The sequence below is a fragment of the Nodularia sp. LEGE 04288 genome, assembly GCF_963896525.1.
In the GTDB taxonomy this organism is placed as follows: domain Bacteria; phylum Cyanobacteriota; class Cyanobacteriia; order Cyanobacteriales; family Nostocaceae; genus Nodularia.
In genome coordinates this window covers 1-20,550 of record NZ_CAWQOY010000171.1, presented here as the reverse complement: position 1 = coordinate 20,550, position 20,550 = coordinate 1, and the positions used below count along the sequence as shown (strand labels likewise).

Annotated in this window: 19 protein-coding genes; 11 read left to right on the top strand and 8 right to left on the bottom strand. The window is 42.4% G+C overall.

Features of this window, described 5'->3' with window-relative positions:
- The first annotated feature begins 189 nt into the window (after window positions 1-189).
- Both AACX33_RS24790 and ftsE read left to right on the top strand, forming a co-directional pair.
- Entirely contained in the window at window positions 190-942 is a 753-nt protein-coding gene (locus AACX33_RS24790) for a WecB/TagA/CpsF family glycosyltransferase (RefSeq protein WP_194002963.1), read from the top strand.
- 213 nt (window positions 943-1,155) lie between these two features.
- Complete coding sequence (gene ftsE, locus AACX33_RS24785) at window positions 1,156-1,929, top strand: cell division ATP-binding protein FtsE (RefSeq protein WP_194002965.1); 774 nt, start codon at window positions 1,156-1,158, stop codon at window positions 1,927-1,929.
- 182 nt (window positions 1,930-2,111) lie between these two features.
- On the opposite strand, the gene AACX33_RS24780 is transcribed toward ftsE, so the two are convergent.
- Window positions 2,112-2,879 (bottom strand): armadillo-type fold-containing protein, encoded by a 768-nt coding sequence (locus AACX33_RS24780; RefSeq protein ID WP_227788818.1) that lies wholly within the window; start codon window positions 2,877-2,879, stop codon window positions 2,112-2,114.
- A gap of 363 nt (window positions 2,880-3,242) precedes the next feature.
- Here AACX33_RS24780 and AACX33_RS24775 point away from each other — a divergent pair, with 363 nt between their 5' ends.
- Window positions 3,243-4,139, top strand: a complete 897-nt coding sequence (locus AACX33_RS24775; RefSeq protein ID WP_194002967.1) for an alpha/beta fold hydrolase — start codon at window positions 3,243-3,245, stop codon at window positions 4,137-4,139.
- A 98-nt stretch (window positions 4,140-4,237) separates the two neighbouring features.
- Here the strand turns inward: AACX33_RS24775 and AACX33_RS24770 are convergent, their stop codons facing one another.
- Window positions 4,238-4,771, bottom strand: coding sequence for a DUF4330 domain-containing protein (locus AACX33_RS24770; protein ID WP_194002969.1), 534 nt, complete (start codon window positions 4,769-4,771; stop codon window positions 4,238-4,240).
- A gap of 241 nt (window positions 4,772-5,012) precedes the next feature.
- Between AACX33_RS24770 and AACX33_RS24765 the strand changes: the two genes are divergently transcribed.
- The 3 genes from AACX33_RS24765 (at window position 5,013) to AACX33_RS24755 (ending at window position 7,401) form a co-directional block, all read left to right on the top strand.
- The gene (locus tag AACX33_RS24765; RefSeq protein ID WP_194002971.1) at window positions 5,013-5,150 is read left to right on the top strand and encodes a hypothetical protein; all 138 of its coding nucleotides are present in this window, start codon (window positions 5,013-5,015) and stop codon (window positions 5,148-5,150) included.
- A gap of 70 nt (window positions 5,151-5,220) precedes the next feature.
- Entirely contained in the window at window positions 5,221-6,075 is an 855-nt protein-coding gene (locus AACX33_RS24760; protein WP_194002973.1) for a M48 family metallopeptidase, read from the top strand.
- Between the two features lie 117 nt (window positions 6,076-6,192).
- Window positions 6,193-7,401, top strand: coding sequence for an RNA-guided endonuclease InsQ/TnpB family protein (locus AACX33_RS24755; protein ID WP_227788817.1), 1,209 nt, complete (start codon window positions 6,193-6,195; stop codon window positions 7,399-7,401).
- A 41-nt stretch (window positions 7,402-7,442) separates the two neighbouring features.
- On the opposite strand, the gene AACX33_RS24750 is transcribed toward AACX33_RS24755, so the two are convergent.
- On the bottom strand, window positions 7,443-8,201 hold the full coding sequence (locus tag AACX33_RS24750) for a metallophosphoesterase family protein (RefSeq protein WP_194003826.1): 759 nt from the start codon (window positions 8,199-8,201) through the stop codon (window positions 7,443-7,445).
- 295 nt (window positions 8,202-8,496) lie between these two features.
- Here AACX33_RS24750 and AACX33_RS24745 point away from each other — a divergent pair, with 295 nt between their 5' ends.
- Window positions 8,497-8,781 (top strand): DUF2470 domain-containing protein, encoded by a 285-nt coding sequence (locus tag AACX33_RS24745; RefSeq protein WP_194003824.1) that lies wholly within the window; start codon window positions 8,497-8,499, stop codon window positions 8,779-8,781.
- An 18-nt stretch (window positions 8,782-8,799) separates the two neighbouring features.
- On the opposite strand, the gene AACX33_RS24740 is transcribed toward AACX33_RS24745, so the two are convergent.
- Genes AACX33_RS24740 through AACX33_RS24730 form a run of 3 tightly spaced genes read right to left on the bottom strand, consistent with a single transcriptional unit; the run spans window position 8,800 to window position 10,227 of the window.
- Window positions 8,800-9,159, bottom strand: a complete 360-nt coding sequence (locus AACX33_RS24740; RefSeq protein WP_194003822.1) for a type II toxin-antitoxin system PemK/MazF family toxin — start codon at window positions 9,157-9,159, stop codon at window positions 8,800-8,802.
- Window positions 9,146-9,376 carry a type II toxin-antitoxin system MazE family antitoxin gene (mazE, locus tag AACX33_RS24735; protein WP_194003820.1) on the bottom strand — a complete coding sequence of 77 codons (231 nt, stop codon included), beginning with the start codon at window positions 9,374-9,376 and terminating at the stop codon, window positions 9,146-9,148. Before mazE ends, AACX33_RS24740 begins: the two co-directional genes overlap by 14 nt.
- Window positions 9,377-9,429: 53 nt before the next feature.
- Window positions 9,430-10,227: a Tab2/Atab2 family RNA-binding protein gene (locus tag AACX33_RS24730; RefSeq protein ID WP_194003818.1), complete on the bottom strand. Its 798-nt coding sequence runs from the start codon at window positions 10,225-10,227 to the stop codon at window positions 9,430-9,432.
- Between the two features lie 27 nt (window positions 10,228-10,254).
- On the opposite strand from AACX33_RS24730, the gene AACX33_RS24725 reads away from it, so the two are divergent.
- Entirely contained in the window at window positions 10,255-12,066 is a 1,812-nt protein-coding gene (locus tag AACX33_RS24725) for an ABC transporter ATP-binding protein (RefSeq protein ID WP_194003816.1), read from the top strand.
- Window positions 12,067-12,073: 7 nt separating this feature from the next.
- Here AACX33_RS24725 and AACX33_RS24720 read toward each other — a convergent pair whose 3' ends face one another.
- A complete protein-coding gene (locus AACX33_RS24720; RefSeq protein ID WP_194003814.1) occupies window positions 12,074-12,700 on the bottom strand; it encodes a Uma2 family endonuclease in 627 nt (208 codons plus the stop codon).
- Between the two features lie 93 nt (window positions 12,701-12,793).
- The gene (locus AACX33_RS24715) at window positions 12,794-13,549 is read right to left on the bottom strand and encodes a YebC/PmpR family DNA-binding transcriptional regulator (protein WP_194003812.1); all 756 of its coding nucleotides are present in this window, start codon (window positions 13,547-13,549) and stop codon (window positions 12,794-12,796) included.
- Between the two features lie 177 nt (window positions 13,550-13,726).
- Here AACX33_RS24715 and AACX33_RS24710 point away from each other — a divergent pair, with 177 nt between their 5' ends.
- From AACX33_RS24710 to metH, 3 genes are all read left to right on the top strand, one after another.
- Complete coding sequence (locus tag AACX33_RS24710) at window positions 13,727-15,016, top strand: extracellular solute-binding protein (RefSeq protein ID WP_194003810.1); 1,290 nt, start codon at window positions 13,727-13,729, stop codon at window positions 15,014-15,016.
- 500 nt (window positions 15,017-15,516) lie between these two features.
- The gene (locus AACX33_RS24705; RefSeq protein WP_194003808.1) at window positions 15,517-16,638 is read left to right on the top strand and encodes an acyltransferase family protein; all 1,122 of its coding nucleotides are present in this window, start codon (window positions 15,517-15,519) and stop codon (window positions 16,636-16,638) included.
- A 390-nt stretch (window positions 16,639-17,028) separates the two neighbouring features.
- Window positions 17,029-20,550 (top strand): methionine synthase (gene metH, locus AACX33_RS24700; RefSeq protein WP_227788816.1); only part of this gene is annotated, 3,522 nt, incomplete at its 3' end.

Here is a 20,550-nt window from a genome sequence, read left to right as displayed (position 1 = left end):
CTACCTCTGGTTTTATTGAGTCAATTGGGGATTCAAAATAGACTCATGGCATGGGTCAGATAATCTCAGGTAACTAATTTTTCCATTTTGCTCTAGCTTCAAATAATTGTTTTTTGCTCCATGAAAAAATTTGATAAACTAGCGGTCAAGAGAATCTGATATAGGTATAGTTCAAATTAAAAATAGTCTATGTTTAAACCTCTGCAAGTGTTTTCGGTACTGGGAATACCAGTTCATGTCATGAGTAACTATCCCGGCTGGTTGCTGGAATGCTTGCAACAAAGCCGAGGGACTCATGTAGTTACCTTGAATGCAGAAATGACGATGCAGGCAGAACGGAATCAAACCTTGGCTCAAGTAATTCAAAATGCCGAGTTAGTAATTCCAGATGGCGCGGGGGTAGTTCTGTATTTACGATGGCTGTTCTGGCAAAAAGTGCAGCGTTGTCCGGGGATTGAGCTAGCAGAAATGCTGTTGCAAGAACTGGGACAACAGCAGACAGATGCCAAAGTTTTTTTCTATGGTGGAGCATCTGGAGTAGCAGCAAAAGCCGCAGAATTTTGGCAGCAGCAAATTCCCACCTTGAATTTAGTAGGGACTAATTCTGGCTACCATAATCCAGAAGAAGAAGAGCAATTAAAACAAAGACTCACCCAATTGCAGCCACAAGTAATTTTTGTGGGTTTGGGAGTACCACGCCAAGAGTTATGGATTGCCGAAAACCGTCATTTATGCCCCCAAGCCATTTGGATTGGTGTTGGTGGTAGTTTCGATATTTGGTCAGGGATCAAAAATCGCGCTCCTGCTTGGTTAGGAAATAACAACTTGGAATGGCTGTATCGGCTGTATCAAGAACCCTGGCGTTGGCGACGAATGTTGGCTTTGCCGGAATTTGCTGTGAAAGCTTTTATTTATCGTTTGACTGCCAGGGGTGCAATATAGTGCTAAATGCTGAGTTTTATACAGGTTTTAATTGATTCATTTCACCACCAAGTCAAGATGATGGCGGGAGCCTTCTCACTGAGTTAGGTAAATTTTCATTTTTAAAGTTTCGGTTTGAGATTCCCCGCTTTTATCTGGGAATCCTGGTTTTAAGGTGAATCTCAAATCACAAACTTCCGGCTATTTAATTGCGGATATGAAAAAAGTTTAATAATGCCAGTATTAACAACCCCAAAAACTAGTGATCAATCAATTAACAAAGAAGATCACAAAACTCAACAGCCCAGTAGCAATACAGCTGCAATGGTACAATTGCGCTCTGTGACCAAAACCTATAAAAATGGCTGTCACGCCTTATTCGATGTGAATTTAGAGGTAAAAAAGAAAGAATTTTTATTGATCACAGGGCCTAGTGGTTCGGGGAAATCAACTTTGTTAAAACTCTTGTATGGTGAAGAGTTACCCACACAGGGCGATGTCATTGTTGATGATTGTGATGTGAAGAGTTTGCGAGGCGATCGCTTGTCAACATTACGGCGACGGATTGGGATTGTCTTTCAAGACTACAAATTGATTCCTCAGCGCACGGTAGCAGAAAATATCACTTTTGTGTTACAAGCTCAAGGCTATACCCGGAAAGAAATTCACCGACGTTTAGAACCAACTTTAAAGCTAGTAGGTTTACTGACTAAAGCCGATTGTTTTCCCGATCAACTTTCTGGGGGAGAACAACAACGGGTAAGTATTGCGCGGGCGATTGTCGGCACACCTCCGTTACTTTTGGCTGATGAGCCAACAGGTAACCTTGATCCTGATAATTCTTGGCAAGTTATGCAAATTCTCCAAAAGTTAAATACCTTTGGAGCTACCGTAATTGTGACTACTCATGATGAACAATTAGTGCGTCGGTGTAATCATCCAGTAGTGCAAGTCCGGAATGGAAGAGTTGATCGACAATCGCCAAACTTTCATAAACCTAAGTCGTGAGCTTAGGAATCCCCGACCGTTTACGGCGGGGAGGATGTCAAAGCCTCTTGTTGTGGCTAGTTGGAAAAATTGCCATTCTGGCAAACGCCTCAGATGGCGATGAGATGTTTTTCATCCTCTCCTGTGTTAATCTTGCTGCCAGCCTCAGTTAGAGGGAAAAATGAATTTTTCAGCGACCTAAATTAGGAATGAATCCGAACTGGCAATTTTGTAGATTGAGGGATTAAAGTTGTCACTTTGTCGGATAGTAGCGATCGCCTGCGCTCCAAGGCTTGTAAACTGTCTAAAGCAGCATCTCTGATTACTGTTTCCTGCTCTTGACTTAGTAATAGTCGCAAGCATTGAACAACTTCCTCCTGCACCTGGGAATCAACTCCCTGACTGGTGATGATTTTGGTTAATTGTCGTATGGCAATCAAACGCTTCAAGGGGTCTGGTTGTGTTAAATTAACAAATAACTGATCAAGTTTGTTTTGCTCTTGGTTTCCGTAAAAGCTGACAATTTGCCACATCAATAAAATTAAAGTTAATAACGTTCCCAAACCTTGCACAATCGTACCAGCCGCAATCCAGGAACTTTTAGAGTCAACCCAGATGGCAGCTGCCATGTATGTGCTAAGGGTGGCAATACCTCCACTACCTACCGCTAAGGCTAAACGACAATTGGGGCTGTTTAAGAACCTCCACATTTGGGATAAGCGCAGTTGCCAGTTCCATTTCTGCATTGAGTAAACTAATAACATTACCCCAACGCCAACCAGAAGCGCCAAGAGCAGTTTCCAGTTCCATAACAACATCGCCACAATAATTGTTAAAAAGCCCAGAATGCCTCCCGGCCCAGACAAAGGCTTAAAAGTTCTTTGCTTTGGGCTTCCTGACTTGAACTTTAAAAGTGACCAGTGAGGAATCTGGTTGATCCGTTGCTGCCAAGAAAATGAAGCCTTTACCACAGTGGTTACCTACTTAATTACAATAATGTTTAATCATAAATCCTTGTCTGGTAGCAATCATCAGCAAATACATTTTTTCCAAAAAGCCAAAAAAGTATCTACTTACAGCACTTCCCAGTGTTATGAGGTACAAGAACCCCACCCCCAACTCCCTCCCCGCAAGCGATGAGGGGGCTAAGAGTACCTCATATAATTGGAAATCGCTGTAATCTGACAAGGGCTAGAGTTGCAGAGTTTTTAGTTCTCCGATAATTACAATTGTGGGGTGTTTCAATCCAACAAATCAGTGCTTTGGGGTCAAGTAACTATTTGTCAAACTATCCGTCAAATTCAGTAACCATCACAGAACTTTAATCAACACCTATGTTTCAGCCACAAGGATTTGAGCAACGCTCCATAATTACCTCATTAGGTAAGATGGTTTATTATACTGCCACTAGCTCACCTTGGCAGGATGATTCGACTGCAAAACATGAGAGGGAAACTTTGGTATTCCTGCATGGCCTTGGTGGGGGATCTTCTGCCTATGAGTGGTCGAAAGTTTATCCGGCTTTTGCTGCTGAATATCGCGTTTTAGCACCAGATTTAATGGGTTGGGGTAGGTCTGAGCATCCAGCACGGAACTACATAATTGATGATTATCTGACAACGATTCAGGAGTTTATCCAGCACACTTGCACAGGGCCAGTGAAAGTGATCGCTTCTTCCCTGACAGCGGGCTTCACAATTCGAGTCGCGATCGCCCATCCTGATTTATTCAAATCTTTAATTCTCGTTACACCAGCCGGACTATCGGATTTTGGCGAAGACTACTCTCGCAGCGTTTTTGCCCAAGTAGTTAGCGTTCCCATTGTTGATCGTTTGCTTTATAGCGCTGGAATTTCTACCCGTGGCGGTATTCGTAATTTTTTAGAAAAACGGCAATTTGCCCAGTCTAATCGCATATACGAGGAAATTGTTGAGGCTTATCTCCTCTCTGCCCAGCAACCGAATGCTGAATATGCAGCCCTATCTTTTGTCCGTGGCGACTTATGTTTTGATTTATCCCTATACATTGAACAGTTGACAACTCCTACCGCGATTATTTGGGGACAACAGTCCGAATTTACTGGCCCGGAAATTGGTCGTCGTCTTTGGGAGAAGAATCCCCAAGCAATCCAAGTGTTTCAACAATTAGAAAATGTGGGATTAACGCCTCAGTTGGAATTACCAGCTGTGACTATTGGGTTGATTCGGCAATTTTTACCGATGCTGGATTAGCAGAGGCTCAGATCCCCGAATTATACAAGAAGTCGGGGATCTTGGAGTTACTAGCTGATTGGGGATTGCTGTAGCTATTAGCCAAAAATCAGGGAATGTTAGCTGTCTTTTATTCTCACATCGATCACAGTGGAATTAAAGTTATAGTTAAAACCTTCTAATTCAAATGTCGTACCAATTTTTACTTTGCTATTACCTAATACTGGACCACTGTCAGTAATTTGGGCTTTACCTTCTAAAGTTAAAAGCATATCTGTACTGAAATTGTTTGTCCTGGGATCTGGTAATTCTTTCACTGAACCATCTGGTTGGGAAACTGTTAAGGTTCTAGGTAGGACTTGAATGGATTTGATCCCAATCTGACCGTAGGGTTGATTGCGGATAATCACGTTGGTTTTACCGCCTTTTGTAAATCCTTGAGCAAATAACCGTTCAGGATCGCGGACATTCAAACCGCGAACTGCTAAGTCTACCTCAATGGGTACGGTTTTATTACCGACTTGGGCAACGGAACCAGTAGTTCCAGGAAAAACAAATATACCAAATATTACTAGCAGAATTACCAGTGCAGCACCTAAATCAAGTAAATTGATTTTGCCGAACAAGCGTCCTTTGGAATCTAAAATAGCCATAGAAATTTTTCCTAGATAGAAGCGGAATAATTGATTCTAGCAACAAGTTTTGTCAGGGACAGGAGAATTTTTCCGACTTGATTATTTGGTAATCGCTCAAAGCATCTGGGTGTTGTCGTTATAGGACAGTTGATCATGGGTTGGCAAATGGGGAGTAAGACAAGAGTCTGGAAGTAAGTAGGTGGGACTCGGAAAAACCAAACTATATTACGACTCGTAAACACCCATGAAACTTTTACCAATGACCAATGACAAAGGACAACCCCCGCCAGTTAAGTTTATTTACGCCCACCTACTTAAACACATTCTGTCTATTTTAGATATGGAAACAGGATTTGATCATCACAGATATGAGAACCATACTGGTATAGAAGTTTAGTTTTGAGTCAATAATGCAACTTAGAAGACTCTAAATACGTCCAATAATTTATCCCATTAACTTAATTACAATGAATTGGAACAGCTTTTTTGCAAATCTTGATCATAGACGGAGACGTTGGTTTTATCCGTTGATTTCGGTGGTAGTCGCTCTGAGTCTGTGCCTGACTACACCCATGCCTGGAAATGCCTTCGATATCCGGTCTCTTCTGTTCCGGGGAATCCAGGTAATTCAGATGTCTAATCTGTCTGATCGCCAAGAAGTTGATCTTGGTAGGCAGATGAATCAGCAGTTGCAGAGTAGTAATATTAAACTGAGCCGCAATTCTACGATTAATCGCTATGTGGAACAAATTGGTCAGCGCTTGGTAGCTAATAGCGATCGCCCATCACTTCCTTTTACGTTCCAAGTCGTTGAAGATAATGCTATCAATGCTTTTGCTACTTTGGGGGGTTATGTATATATCCACACTGGTTTAATGAAAGCCGCAGAGAATGAAGCGGAATTAGCTAGTGTGATTGCCCATGAAATTGGTCACATTGGCGGCAGACACTTAGTACAACAGATGCGGCAAAGAGAGATCGCTAGTGGTGTAGCTTCAGCCGCAGGTTTAGATCGCAATGCCGCTGTGGGAATTGGTGTAGAACTCGCACTCAACCGTCCCCGCAGTCGTCAAGATGAATTTGATGCTGATGTTAGAGGGTTAAGAGCTTTGACACAGGCTGGTTATGCTCAGTCGGCGATGGTTTCCTTTATGCAAAAGCTGATGCAAAAAGGGGGTTCTATGCCGACATTTTTGAGTACTCACCCTGGCACAGGCGATCGCATTCAGGCCTTGCAAAGTTCAATTAATGCCCAACCGAGCAATAAACGCGACGGATTGGATAAAGCTGCTTATCGAGGTTCTATCCGAAGCATACTTTAGTGGAAATGTCAATCATTACCAAAGAATTGGGTCTAAAGCCCCGTCGTTCTACGACGGCTTTTTCATGATTGTTGCTCATAATTGTGGTACGATTACGTTAGTGCAACTGACGTAACCATGCTGGTATTTGAGGCAAAACTTGAGGGTACAAACGAACAGTATCAGTTGCTTGACGAAGCGATTAGAACTGCGCGGTTTGTTCGCAATGCTTGCTTGAGATACTGGATGGACAATAAGGGTATTGGGCGATACGACCTGAGTAAATTCTGCGCTATCCTTGCCGCTAAGACCGAGTTTCCTTGGGTAGCCAAGTTGAACTCGATGGCTCGTCAAGCTTCGGCTGAAAGAGCGTGGTCTGCGATTGCTAGATTTTTTGATAACTGCAAGAAATCTCAACCAGGGAAGAAAGGTTATCCACGATTCAAGAAAGAGCAAACGCATGGTTCTGTTGAGTACAAAACCAGTGGATGGAAGCTTTCTGATGACCGGAGATACATCACTTTTAGCGATGGATTCAAAGCGGGAACTTTCAAGCTCTGGGGAAATCGTGACCTGCATTTCTACCAATTGAAACAATTTAAGCGAGTGCGGGTTGTGCGTCGTGCTGATGGTTACTATGCCCAGTTTTGCATTGACCAAGAGCGAGTAGAAAGACGAGAGCCAACGGGTAAAACTATTGGTATTGATGTTGGTTTGAACCACTTCTACACCGATAGTAACGGGGAAACAGTTGCAAACCCTAGACACCTGCGTAAGTCCGAGAAGTCTTTGAAACGGCTGCAACGTCGTTTGTCTAAAACTAAAAAGGGTTCTAACAATAGAATCAAGTTTATTTCTAAACTTGCTCGTAAACACCTCAAAGTAAGTCGTCAGCGTCAAGATTTTGCCGTGAAAACAGCAAGGTGCGTAGTGAAGTCTAACGACCTCGTGGCGTATGAAGATTTGCAGGTGCGGAATATGGTCAAGAATCATCGCTTGGCTAAATCTATTAGTGATGTGTCGTGGTCGTTGTTCCGGCAATGGGTTGAGTATTTCGGTAAGGTTTTTGGTGTAGTGACTGTTGCAGTTTTGCCCCATTACACTAGTCAGAATTGCTCTAATTGTGGTGAGATTGTTAAAAAATCTCTTAGTACCAGAACCCATGTTTGTTCTCATTGTGGGCATACCCAAGACCGGGATTGGAACGCGGCGCGGAACATTTTAGAACTCGGATTGAGTACGGCGGGTCACGTCGGAACTAACGCCTCTGGAGACATCGACCTCTGCTTGGGTGGAGAAATCCCTCCAAGTAAGTCGAGTCGCGGAAAGAGGAAACCCAAGAAGTGATTCTTGGAATCACCGTGGCTTCAGTCCGGTGAGGATGTCAATCATGCTCGCTGCTTATGGCGGCGACCAGCTATTTTTGACGGTTTAACCATGATCACCCCTTCGGCTAAGGGCAAAGTGCGGAGAGTATTGTTAAAAATGTTGACTTGATAAATTAAGTTATTTGTAGTATCTAGTCCAGTTAACCAGCCACTGCGGGGATGGTAAGCACCAGTATCTATATCTAGCCATCCCTGCCCTTGTGCCAAGTTGCCAGGCTGAACGCCAGGGAAGGTAAAGGTGATGGTGTGACCGATGATAATTAGTTTATCAGAAAAGTATGGTTGCTCAATGCTATGAAATTCGTCGCGTATCCAACAAAATTGCTCGGCAGTTTGTTCTGCTAAAGATAGGTTAGGGTCAACGCCAGCATGAGTTAACCAAATGTCTCCCAAATCGATATACAGAGGCAAAGTTTTCAACCATTCCAAGTGTTCGTCCGGAATAATAGCTTCTTCGTAACTGGCTATAGTTGCTTGTCCCCCACCATACAGCCATGCTTGCGTTGCTGGGGTGGAAGTGTTCTCACCAGTCAAGATGCTTAATAACATTTGCTCATGATTTCCCAGGAGACACCCATAATTATTGTCCTTGACAAAATCAATGACATGGCAGCTTTTAGGACCACGATCAATTAAGTCTCCGAGAAAGTATATTTGATCGTCTGATGCGGGGGCGATCGCCTCCATCAATTTCATCAAACCTTCGTAGTGGCCATGCACATCTCCAATCACAATTCGACGTTGGCTAGTTTCGCTCATCGGTTCTCAGCTTAAATAGTTTGATTGAATAATTTTGCTACTGTTGAAATTGTCTAGTTTCCACAACGATATATAAACAGTGTTTGACAAATGTCACTTTTATCTTAATTGAATTTTTACCTATAAAATTACATTGGCTGAAAAAGACGCAAAGTGAGATTTATTCATCAGACATCGCCGACGAAAGTATTGGAGTGAGACTGAAGTTTTTATGGGCAATTTCTTAGGCTGCAAATTTTGGCCAAATTAGCTTAAAATTTAGGCAATCGCTCTATTACTAACTCCCCAGCACACCATGTCTGATAACTTCTCTGCTGAAATTAGCTCACGCATTTGCACTCATATGAACGAGGATCATGCTAATGCGATCGTTCTTTATGCTCAGGCTTTTGGCGGTGTTACAAATGCGACAACCGCAGAAATGCTGTCAATTGATTCTCAAGGGATGAATTTAGCAGCACAAGTCAATGCCGAAACTGTGCCAGTTCGGATTCAGTTCGATCATGTGTTAGTAGACTCGGAAGATGCTCACCAAACTCTGATTGCGATGGTGAAGCAAGCACGGGTTCAGAGTAAGTAAAAACTGCATTAGTTAGACTTAAAATACAAATCCCAGAACTACATTGACAGATGTCCGAATGAGTTCCCAGTATTCTGCCTCTAATACACCCACCAAGCCCAAAATTCGATGATAATCGACAGCGCGGATTTGCCCAACATCAATAAAACGGTCTTGGTCTAATCCATTATTTGCTGTTGCTTTCACATTCACAATATAGGGGGCTTGTTTCTTTCCTCGGCGAAATGGCATGACAATTGTCAGTAATCCATACTGATTCATGATGTCATTCTGCACAATCAAGCAAGGACGAGTTTTTTGTGCTTCAGCCCCGAAGGTAGGATCAAGATTCACCCAACGGATTTCTCCCCGTTGATAAGTTAAATTATCCCTTGGCATTAATGCCATCTCCAACAACATGATCCCAATCAGCAATTTCAGCTTGATATTCCGGGTCTTCAGCATCTTGCTTCAGGGCGGTGATCATTTCTGCTGCTAAAATTTGGCGGCGGTGTTCTGCTAACAGTGCATTGACGTATCCACTGCGGTTTCCCTGTGCATACTGATCTACAAACCGGAGAATGTCTTCTTCTAAGGTAATTGTGACTTTGAGCATGAGTCTTACTCGATAGTATGACTTTATTATCTTACTAAATTTTTGTACAGATTTTATTGTTCTGCCCTTAATAACCAAAAGCCTGTATAAGTCATACCGGAATCATCGGGTTGAACTAACAAAAAATGCAATCCTTGGCTTTGTTGTTGACGCTGTTGATACGTTTTTGCAGCAGTAGCCACATCTGCATCTTCAAAGGTTGCCACAATCCATCTATCAACTAAACCAGCTTCTAATATTAAGCCATTTGGCTCGCCAGCTATGTAATTTAACGCCACTGGATGTGCTGCTTCTAACCACTTTGCCAAACGCATCGATTTTCTGCCACCATAGATAATGACACCAGGGACAGGGACTATGGATGCTAAACCCAGATTTATCGGTTGCAAAAATTCTGGTATAGATAAAATCGGCATCGGGCGTTGTGCAAACATATCCACGAGTTCGCCAGCTGGAAGTGTAGCAAACCGCCATTCTTCCCCCCAGAGATTTTCGGGTAATGGTGTTGGGGGTGGTTTATCCAGGGCTAAGGGATATTGCTTTTCTTCTAACCACTGTTTTAACGCCTCAGTGTAGCGGGTAGGTTCGACATCAATATCTAAGTTGTTTGCAGCTGCTTGAATTAAACTCAAAGACTGGGGACGAAATACCTGAATGATATCTGGTAAATTGTCACCAGCTGCTAACTGAAGTTGAGTCGCAACCCAATGAGAGTTGGCTGCTGACTGGGGACAAGTGGCTGTATATTTAAAGCTACGAGTTGCGTCACAAATCAGCAATTCCCAGAGAATTTGTCCAGATTTATCCTGCACCGGACGACGATAAAAATCAACTTGCCAAATTTTGATCATTTTATAAGAATCAGTATAAAAATAAGCATGAAAAAAATAAGAAACACTCTGCGTCAGTCTTTGGCTGTTTTTCGCTATAGCGGACGGGCTATTAGCTTAGTGTGGAATACTAGCCAGATTTTGACCATTATCCTTGCTACTTTAACTTTAGTCGCGGGTCTTTTACCAGGCGCGATCGCCTATATTGGCAAATTAATTGTGGATGCGGTGGTTTTGGCGGCGCAAGTCAATGACGGCAATATTTCTCAACCTTTATTATATGTGGGGTTAGAAGCAGTGGCGATCGCACTCCTCGCAGGTAGTCAACGGGGTATCTCTATTTGTCAATCATTGTTACGGGTGCTACTAGGGCAAAAAGTAAATGTACTGATATTAGAAAAAGCCCTGACATTAGATTTGCGCCAATTTGAAGATTCAGAATTTTATGACAAACTCACCAACGCTCGGCGCGAAGCCTCAGTGCGTCCCCTTTCCTTAGTAACCCGTACCTTTGGCTTAGTACAAAACGCCCTCTCCCTAGTTACCTACGGCATTTTATTAATCAATTTCTCCGCTTGGGCAGTCATAGTATTAATTTTAGCAGCCATGCCCTCCTTCATTGCCGAAACCAAATTTGCTGGGGAAGCCTTTCGTTTATTTAGTTGGCGCGTCCCCGAAGCCCGCCAACAGCACTACATAGAAAATATCTTAGCCAGAGAAGACTATGCCACAGAAATCAAACTTTACCAACTAGGCGAAACCCTGCTAGAACGTTACCGCAACCTGTTTCATCAACTATATGGCGAAGATAGAGATTTAACTTTGCGGCGGGGTTTGTGGGGATATCTCCTAAGTTTAGTGAGTACGACTGCTTTTTACTTGGCTTACGCTTGGATAGTCGTTGAAACAGCGATGGGGAGGATTTCTTTGGGAGATATGACAATGTATCTCACCGTCTTCCGCCAAGGACAGTCTACATTTTCTAATGCCTTAACTTCAATTGGCGGAATGTATGAAGACAACTTATATTTATCCAACCTTTACGATTTCTTAGAAGAAGAAGTTCCTAAATCTTGGGGTAATGCAACCAGAGGGATAAATCCTGAAGATGGAGTTCGTTTTGAGAACGTATCATTTACTTATCCGGGAAGTTCTCAACCTGCATTAACAGATATTTCTCTACATTTAAAACCGGGAGAAAAACTAGCCATTGTCGGTGAAAACGGTTCAGGTAAAACCACCTTAATTAAATTACTCACCCGACTTTACACCCCAGATTCCGGGAGGATTTATTTAGATGGCTTAGACTTACAAGAATGGGATGTTGATGTGTTGCAAAAACGTATTGGAGTAATTTTCCAGAACTTTGTGCGTTACCAATTCACCGTCGGCGAAAATATTGGCGTAGGCGACGTAGAACATTTAGAAGACAAACAGCGCTGGGAAATAGCCGCCGAAAAAGGTATGGCGCAACCCTTCATAGAGAAATTACCCCAAACCTTCCAAACCCAACTAGGGCGTTGGTTCAAAAGTGGACAAGAACTTTCCGGGGGACAGTGGCAAAAAATCGCCTTAGCCCGTGCATTTATGCGAACAAAAGCAGATATTTTAGTATTAGACGAACCAACATCAGCAATGGATGCTCAAGCCGAATTTGATATCTTCAATCATTTTCGCACACTGACGCAAAATCAGATGGTATTTTTAATTTCTCATCGCTTTTCTACTGTGAGAATGGCCGACAAAATAGCCGTTATCGAAGAGGGTAAAGTTGCAGAACAGGGAACCCATGAGGAATTATTACAAACCGGGGGACGTTACGCCAAATTATTCTACCTGCAAGCTGCGGGCTATAAGTAATTAACGTCTAACTTCCACGCAAAAATTTCCTTAACCACCTAATTGCCTCACTTGTTGTTTGCTCATTTGCAATTTGAAGGCATTGCTGCACAATTTCTCTGAGGTTAGGAAAATAGCTGCTTTCTGTAATTGTGTAAATTTCACCCTGCAATTTATAAATTAATAGCTGCTTATTCTTTAACAACCAAACCTCTGGTACTTTATAAGGAAGATAGTCATCAATACTAGTATAGCTAGTAACATCTACCTCAATCACTAAATCTGGTGGAGGGTTATTGAGCCAGTCGATCCGGTTTTTACCTACTACGGATCTCCAATTTTGAATGTAGAAGCAATAATCAGGCTCAATGCCGCTTACCAGAGGCTTACTCATGGTGATGGGCGTAAATGAATCGTATCTTTGTTCTAAATGATCTAGCAAAACCTTAGCAATATCTGCCAGCAAGCTTGCATCCCTGCCATGCTCTGGTAACGGTGCCATGAGCAAAATCTCTCCAGTTCGATATTTAATGCGAGGCGAGCAGCGATTTGCAAGTTGCTGACTCAGTACTTGATAGTCTTGCCAAGATCCCAACATCCTGACAACTGTGCCAGGCGGCAACTCAATTCTTTCAGGTGTAATTACAGTGTGCATATTCGCCTGCCTTGAGAAATTCCAGCTACACCAAACATTTCTTCCTGATCTTTCTTGACTTTGCGTACTTTGCGCCTTGGCGGTTCGTTACTCTTAAACCAACAAATCCAAAACACTGTCAGCCACTTCAAAATTAGCAGTCACATTCTGGACATCATCCAACCCCTCAAGAGAATCAATTAACTTGAGAAGCGATCGCCCTTGCTCAAAATCAACAACCTCAATATAATTGCTAGGAATCCAGCGTAACTCCACATCATTCACCTCAAAACCCATATCCCTCAACCTCTGACTGAGAACCTCCAAATTTGACACCTCAGTAAACACCTCAGCCATGTCATCCTCAGTCATCTCATAAAACTCAGCCCCACCTTCCAGAGACGCTTCCAAAAGCCGGTCTTCATCCTCCACCCCAGAAACCACACACACACCCTTTTGGTCAAACATCCAGCTAACGCAACCCGTTTCACCCAGATTTCCACCACATTTACTAAAAGCCCCACGCAAATCAGCCGCCGTGCGATTACGATTATCCGTCAGGGCTTCAATTAAAATCGCCACACCACCGGGTCCATAACCCTCATAGCGAATCGCCTCAAAACTAGCACCATCGCCGCCAAAAGTTCCCGCCCCTTTAGCGATCGCCCGTTCAATATTATCATTAGGAATATCCGCAGCCTTAGCCTTATCAATAGCTGTACGTAGCTGAAAATTTAAGCTAGGGTCTGGTACACCACTTCTAGCAGCAATAATAATTGCCCTAGACAACTGAGCGAAAGTCTTGCCCTTTTTGGCATCTACTACCGCCTTCTGACGCTTAATATTTGCCCATTTACTGTGTCCTGCCATAATCTAAAATGATGAACGCTTCCTTCAAAGTTTAGGATATATATATATAGTTTTTGCCTAGATGCAAAGGATAGCCTATTGAATTGTGGAAAAATTACCTCAATTGTGCGATACCTTATGAAACGTGATGCACGGCTTTTTTTCATACCCCAGAAATATAGGAGAAAAAGCCAGAACGTGCAGTACTACTTGAAAAGTTTACTGCTGTTACTGCTGGTGGGCATACTAGCTATCGGTGGATGTCAAACCATACGAACAGCCGAAACAGATGTAATTCATCTGACTTTATGGCAAGGTGTGAATCCACCAGCCAATCGAGATGTTTTACAAAAGCTTGTAGATAAATTTAATCAAACTCATCCGAAAATTCAAGTAGAGTCCCTTTATGCTGGACAACAAGACCAGCAAACGCCGAAAATTTTAGCCGCAGTCGTAGGAAATGCGCCACCGGATTTATTATGGTATAACCCCACCATTGCAGGTCAATTAGTCGAACTGCAAGCTTTAATTCCCTTAGACGAAAAGCTAGACAATTCTCCAGTTAAAGCCGAAATTGACCCGGCTTTGTTTGAGTCAATGGAATATCAGGGGAAACTTTGGTCATTGCCATTTGCGACTAATAATGTCGCTGTCTATTACCGTCCCAGTTTGTTTAAAGCCGCCGGAATTACCGAATTACCCCGGACTTGGGAACAGTTTCGGGAAGTCGCCAAAAAATTGACTCGTGATACCACTGGCGATGGACGCATCAATCAGTATGGAATGTTTTTGCCATTAGGGAAAGGAGAATTTACAGTCTTCACCTGGCTACCATTTATGTGGAGTAGCGGCGGCGAATTGGTGAACGGGGAATCAAGGGATGCAGCAGCAGTGATGTTACAAGATAATCCAGGTGCGATCGCCGCTTTGCAATTTTGGCGTAATCTGATTGACGATGGTTCCGCTATTTTATCCGGCCCCGAAAGAGGCTATGAAACAGGTGACTTAATCGCTGGTAACGTAGCAATGCAAGTCACAGGCCCCTGGAGTTTGGGAGAATTTACTGAGAGTGGGGTAGATTTTGGAGTTTTTCCCATTCCTGTTAGTCAAGAACCCGCTACCAGCGTCGGCGGTGAAAATTTATTCTTGTTCAAAACCACACCTGAACGAGAACAAGCCGCCTTCACCTTTGCCGAGTATGCCATGAGTGCCGAATTTCAGACAGAACTCGCATTAGGAACAGGCTATTTACCAATCAACTTGAAGTCTCGCCAAAATCCACAATATCAAGAATTTGTCAAGAAACTGCCCCCGGTGCAAGTATTTTTAGACCAAGCCGAACATGGGCGATCGCGTCCCATCTTTCCGGGTTATAATCGCATATCCGATAGTTTAGGTCGGGCAATTGAATCAGTCTTACTCGGTCAAAATTCCCCAGCAGAGGCACTCAAAATAACCCAACAGCGATTAGATTTGATCTTCAAGTAATTAAATCGCAAATGGGTTAACAACCAAGCACCAAATTCACCTTGATTCATCTGACAAGTGGTAAGATTTTCTAGGAAACTTGAGATTCAGTAACTACCTCTAGAAGTTGCCAGATAGCTGATACCAATTTAATATAAAGATGCATAAATAGAATTTAACCAGAAATCCAGTTCCCCTCCTCGCTTGCGGGGAGGGGTTAGGGGTGGGGTCGAAATAATATGCAGCCTCACAAATAATTGGTATGAGGACATAAATTGCTCATAAAACCCTGTTACCTGCTAAAGTGCCGACATCCTTGTTCAGAAAATCTCATAAATTGAACATTCTGAAAATTCTTATCCCACAGCCGAATATATCTAGGCTGTTCATGGTTTAATTTAAAACATGATCATTAAATTAAGTAGCCGAGGCTGTTGTTGCTCAACAGCTAAAAAATCTTTGAGTCTAGGCTTATGGATTACAACTGTTTAACTAATTTTAAAGGCTAGCAATTAAAAAAAATGAAGCACAAAGTAGTTTTAGAAGAACATAAAAAAAATGCAAATAGAGATATAAGATTTGATATCTTAAAAACTATAGGTATACTTTTAATTATTCTTGCCCACGTTATTCCGCAAAATATTTTATTCCATATAAGAAGCTTTGATGTTCCCCTCATGGTAATTATATCTGGCGCACTTTTTTATTCTTCTAGTCACAATAAAAATTATACTTTAAGAATTTATTTGCAAAAAAGAATCCCTCGGCTCATAGCTCCTGTGTGGTTTTTTCTGACTTTTTTCTTTATCTCATATTATCTCATATTTCTCCTAGTGGGCAGCAACTATCCTTTTTCTTTGAAAAGCGATATTATCGGGAGTTTTTTATTCTTATGGGGGATTGGCTACGTATGGATAATTCGTGTATTTATTCTTGTGGCTATGATCTCAACATTAGTTCTCAGATTATTCAGAGCTTGTAAAAATAGCAATCATTTCCTGGGATTACTATTAATAATTTATGGTTGCCATGAATTGATATTGCTCTTACTTGAAAATATCACCATAGAAAATAAATTATTATCAGTTTTGATCCAGAATTATTTTTTGTTTATTATTCCCTATGGTTGCTTATTTGGCTTAGGTCTTACTTTACCAAAGATGACACGAAAATCACTATTAATTATTTGTGGCATCTTTTTGATAGTATTTCTGATCATGAATGGCTACTATTACTATATACAAGAACCTAACTTATACCCTGAAACTTTCAAATATCCACCAAGGCTTTATTATGAATCCTATGGGATTTTTGCGTCAATTCTAGCGTTTCTGCTAGTAGATAAATTAGCTACAACTTACAATTTAAACCAGCAAGAAAATTCAGTAACGAGAATTATAATTTTTATCAGTAGTTCAAGTTTATGGATATATTTATGGCATATTTTCTTTCTAACTTTACCAAATTACTTTTTGCAAATAAAACTAATTTTGTTTAAAAACAGTCTCATGTCTTTTATCGTAGTTGTTTTCCTATCAATCGCCGCAACTTATCTTCAAAAAATAACTATTTCTCGACTCATCAAAAAGACTAAATTTGGTCAACATAACTCGGACCTTCTTGCTACATTATTTTTGAAATAGTAAAAATTTTGGGCGACTATAATTCGCTATACCATTTCCTAGTACAAGTCGGCGTAAATAAATAGACCATTCAAAATCCATGAAAAGCCCATTTTATAAGCTTTTTGACTTTTGACTTTTGACTTTTGACTTCCGCCTTGCGGTACTAGTCTAATAAAGTACAAAACTATCCGCCTTTATCTGCGTCTGCGTTTAATTATTTCAGAGAATGTCTAAAAACTCTTTGGTGTAGTCTTCAACACTTGTATATCCCCCTAAATCCACGCCAGATACTCTACTTAGGGAAACTTCTCAACCCATCCTTTAATCAAACTCTGGTAAAACGCAGACAATTTGGGAAAATAATAAAATAGAACACTACAAGACCGAAGCAATTTCCCGTAGGAAAATATGACTCATCCTTTCCTAGAACATCTACATAGTCCAAATCGCCCAGTTCTCGTCTTTGACGGTGCAATGGGAACCAACCTGCAAACGCAAAACCTCACAGCCGAAGATTTCGGAGGGGCGCAGTACGAAGGTTGTAACGAATACCTCGTCCATACCAACCCCGAAGCCGTCGCCAAAGTTCACCGAGATTTTCTCGCCGCCGGTGCTGATGTCATCGAAACAGACACCTTCGGCGCGACATCCATTGTCTTAGCAGAATATGACCTAGCAGACCAAACCTATTATCTCAACAAAAAAGCCGTAGAAATAGCCAAGCGCGTCGCCGCCGAATTTTCTACCCCAGAAAAACCGAGATTTGTTGCCGGTTCCCTGGGTCCCACAACCAAACTCCCCACCTTGGGACACATTGACTTTGACACCCTCAAAGCCAACTTCGCCGAACAAGCCGAAGCCCTATTTGATGGCGGTGTGGATTTATTCCTCGTAGAAACTTGCCAAGACGTGCTGCAAATCAAAGCCGCATTGAATGGTATAGAAGAAGTTTTTGCCAAAAAAGGCGATCGCCGCCCGTTAATGGTATCTGTCACAATGGAAAGCATGGGTACAATGCTTGTCGGTTCAGAAATCAGCGCTGTCCTGACAATATTAGCCCCGTATCCCATAGATATCCTCGGTTTAAACTGTGCCACAGGGCCAGACTTGATGAAACCGCATATCAAATATTTGTCCGAACATTCACCATTCATAGTCTCTTGTATACCCAACGCAGGTTTACCAGAGAACGTCGGCGGACAAGCACATTACCGCTTGACTCCAATGGAATTACGCATGGCGTTAATGCACTTTGTTGAAGATTTGGGTGTCCAAGTGATTGGGGGTTGCTGTGGGACACGTCCAGAACACATTCAACAATTGGCAGAACTTGCCAAAAACCTGAAACCAAAAGTCAGACAGCATAGTTTAGAACCAGCCGCAGCATCAATTTATTCCACTCAGCCTTACGACCAAGATAACTCCTTCTTGATTATCGGTGAACGTCTCAACGCCAGTGGTTCCAAGAAATGTCGCGATTTGCTGAATGCCGAAGACTGGGACGGCTTGGTGTCCATGGCCAGGGCGCAAGTCAAAGAAGGCGCACACATTCTTGATGTCAACGTCGATTATGTGGGACGTAACGGTGTACATGATATGCACGAACTAGTTTCGCGCATCGTCAATAATGTTACACTGCCTTTAATGCTGGACTCCACAGAATGGGAAAAAATGGAGGCGGGTTTAAAGGTAGCCGGTGGTAAGTGTTTGCTCAACTCTACCAACTACGAAGACGGAGAACCACGTTTTCTGAAAGTGCTGGACTTAGCGAAAAAATACGGTGCTGGCATAGTAATTGGTACTATCGATGAAGATGGGATGGCACGGACAGCCGAGAGAAAGTTTCAAATTGCCCAACGCGCCTATCGTCAAGCTGTAGAATATGGTATCCCTGCCACAGAAATATTCTTTGATACCTTAGCTCTACCGATTTCTACTGGGATTGAAGAAGACCGAGCCAATGGTAAAGCCACAGTTGAATCAATTCGGCGTATTCGCCAAGAATTACCCGGTTGTCATGTAATTTTGGGTGTATCGAATATTTCCTTTGGTTTAAATCCTGCATCACGAGTTGTCCTGAACTCGATGTTTTTGCATGAAGCCATGCAAGCCGGAATGGATGCCGCCATTGTCAGCCCTAACAAAATTTTACCGCTAGCTAAAATTGAATCCAAGCATCAAAAAGTTTGTCTCGATTTGATTTATGACCGGCGAAAATTTGATGGTGATGTCTGCGTTTATGATCCTTTAGGAGAGCTTACCACCTTATTTGAAGGGGTAACAACCAAACGCGACAAAGGTGTTGATGAAAGTCTCCCCCTAGAAGAACGCCTAAAACGTCATATCATCGACGGCGAACGCATTGGTTTAGAGAAACTTCTGACAACAGCTTTAGAACAGTATCCCCCCTTACAGATTATCAACACATTTCTTCTGGATGGGATGAAAGTTGTTGGAGAGTTATTCGGTTCCGGACAAATGCAACTACCTTTTGTATTGCAGTCTGCGGAAACCATGAAAACGGCGGTTGCATATCTCGAACCATTCATGGAGAAGTCAGAAACTGATAGCAATGGCAAAGGAACCTTTATCATTGCCACAGTTAAAGGTGATGTCCATGATATTGGTAAAAACTTGGTGGATATTATCCTCACTAACAACGGCTACAGGGTGATTAATCTCGGTATTAAGCAGCCGGTGGAAAATATTATCCAAGCTTACGAAGAGCATAAAGCTGATTGTATAGCTATGAGTGGGTTGTTGGTGAAGTCCACTGCTTTTATGAAGGATAATTTGCAGGTGTTTAACGAAAAAGGAATTACCGTTCCGGTGATTCTAGGTGGTGCAGCGTTAACTCCTAAGTTTGTGCATCAAGATTGCCAAAACACCTATAAAGGTAAGGTTGTTTATGGTAAGGATGCTTTTTCTGATTTACACTTCATGGATAAATTAATGCCAGCTAAGGCTGGTAATAACTGGGATGATTTCCAGGGATTTTTGGATGAAGTCGTCACAGAAGAAGCAGAAATCAGCAGCAAAGTAATTACGGAAGAAGTCTCCACTCCCCAAACTCCAGTCCCCATTGATACCCGCCGTTCTGAGGCTGTGGCGATAGATATTCAACGTCCTACGCCGCCTTTTTGGGGAACTCAGTTATTAACGCCTGATGATATTCCCATTGAGGAAATACTTTGGCATTTGGATTTGCAAGCTTTAATTGCTGGACAATGGCAGTTCCGCAAGCCGAAGGAACAGTCTAAGGAGGAATATCAGGCATTTTTGGCTGAGACGGTGCATCCGATTTTGGAGAGTTGGAAGCAAAGGGTAATTGAGGAGAATTTGTTACATCCGCAGGTGGTTTATGGGTATTTTCCCTGTCAGTCTGAGGGGAATACTTTGTATGTTTATGATCCGAAACGCCAAGGCGCAGAGGACGCGGAGGTAAGAGCCAGTTTTGAGTTTCCCCGGCAGAGGTCTTTGAGAAGGTTGTGTATTGCAGATTACTTTGCAACCAAGGAGTCGGGGGTGATTGATGTGTTCCCGATGCAGGCGGTGACTGTGGGGAATATTGCGACGGAGTTTGCACAGAAGTTGTTTGCTGACAATCTATACAGTGATTATCTGTATTTCCACGGTTTGGCGGTGCAGGTGGCTGAGGCTTTGGCGGAATGGACTCACGCCAGGATTCGCCGGGAGTTGGGTTTCGGCGCTGATGAACCGGATAATATTCGGGATATTTTGGCACAGCGTTATCAAGGTTCGCGGTATAGTTTTGGCTATCCGGCTTGTCCGAATATTCAAGACCAGTACAAGCAGTTAGATTTGTTGGGGGCTGACAGAATTAATCTGTATATGGATGAAAGTGAGCAAATTTATCCAGAACAGTCTACAACGGCGATTATTGCTTATCACCCGGTAGCGATGTACTTT

Excerpts from the sequence above, each read along its gene's own strand:
- AACX33_RS24775 (WP_194002967.1), top strand. The coding sequence starts at position 3,243 with ATGTTTCAGCCACAAGGATTTGAGCAACGCTCCATAATTACCTCATTA.
- AACX33_RS24770 (WP_194002969.1), bottom strand. The coding sequence starts at position 4,771 with ATGGCTATTTTAGATTCCAAAGGACGCTTGTTCGGCAAAATCAATTTA.
- AACX33_RS24715 (WP_194003812.1), bottom strand. The coding sequence starts at position 13,549 with ATGGCAGGACACAGTAAATGGGCAAATATTAAGCGTCAGAAGGCGGTA.
- AACX33_RS24760 (WP_194002973.1), top strand. The coding sequence starts at position 5,221 with ATGAATTGGAACAGCTTTTTTGCAAATCTTGATCATAGACGGAGACGT.
- AACX33_RS24745 (WP_194003824.1), top strand. The coding sequence starts at position 8,497 with ATGTCTGATAACTTCTCTGCTGAAATTAGCTCACGCATTTGCACTCAT.
- ftsE (WP_194002965.1), top strand. The coding sequence starts at position 1,156 with ATGCCAGTATTAACAACCCCAAAAACTAGTGATCAATCAATTAACAAA.
- AACX33_RS24765 (WP_194002971.1), top strand. The coding sequence starts at position 5,013 with ATGACCAATGACAAAGGACAACCCCCGCCAGTTAAGTTTATTTACGCC.
- AACX33_RS24725 (WP_194003816.1), top strand. The coding sequence starts at position 10,255 with ATGAAAAAAATAAGAAACACTCTGCGTCAGTCTTTGGCTGTTTTTCGC.
- AACX33_RS24740 (WP_194003822.1), bottom strand. The coding sequence starts at position 9,159 with ATGCCAAGGGATAATTTAACTTATCAACGGGGAGAAATCCGTTGGGTG.
- AACX33_RS24705 (WP_194003808.1), top strand. The coding sequence starts at position 15,517 with ATGAAGCACAAAGTAGTTTTAGAAGAACATAAAAAAAATGCAAATAGA.
- AACX33_RS24750 (WP_194003826.1), bottom strand. The coding sequence starts at position 8,201 with ATGAGCGAAACTAGCCAACGTCGAATTGTGATTGGAGATGTGCATGGC.
- AACX33_RS24755 (WP_227788817.1), top strand. The coding sequence starts at position 6,193 with ATGCTGGTATTTGAGGCAAAACTTGAGGGTACAAACGAACAGTATCAG.
- AACX33_RS24720 (WP_194003814.1), bottom strand. The coding sequence starts at position 12,700 with ATGCACACTGTAATTACACCTGAAAGAATTGAGTTGCCGCCTGGCACA.
- AACX33_RS24790 (WP_194002963.1), top strand. The coding sequence starts at position 190 with ATGTTTAAACCTCTGCAAGTGTTTTCGGTACTGGGAATACCAGTTCAT.
- AACX33_RS24730 (WP_194003818.1), bottom strand. The coding sequence starts at position 10,227 with ATGATCAAAATTTGGCAAGTTGATTTTTATCGTCGTCCGGTGCAGGAT.
- mazE (WP_194003820.1), bottom strand. The coding sequence starts at position 9,376 with ATGCTCAAAGTCACAATTACCTTAGAAGAAGACATTCTCCGGTTTGTA.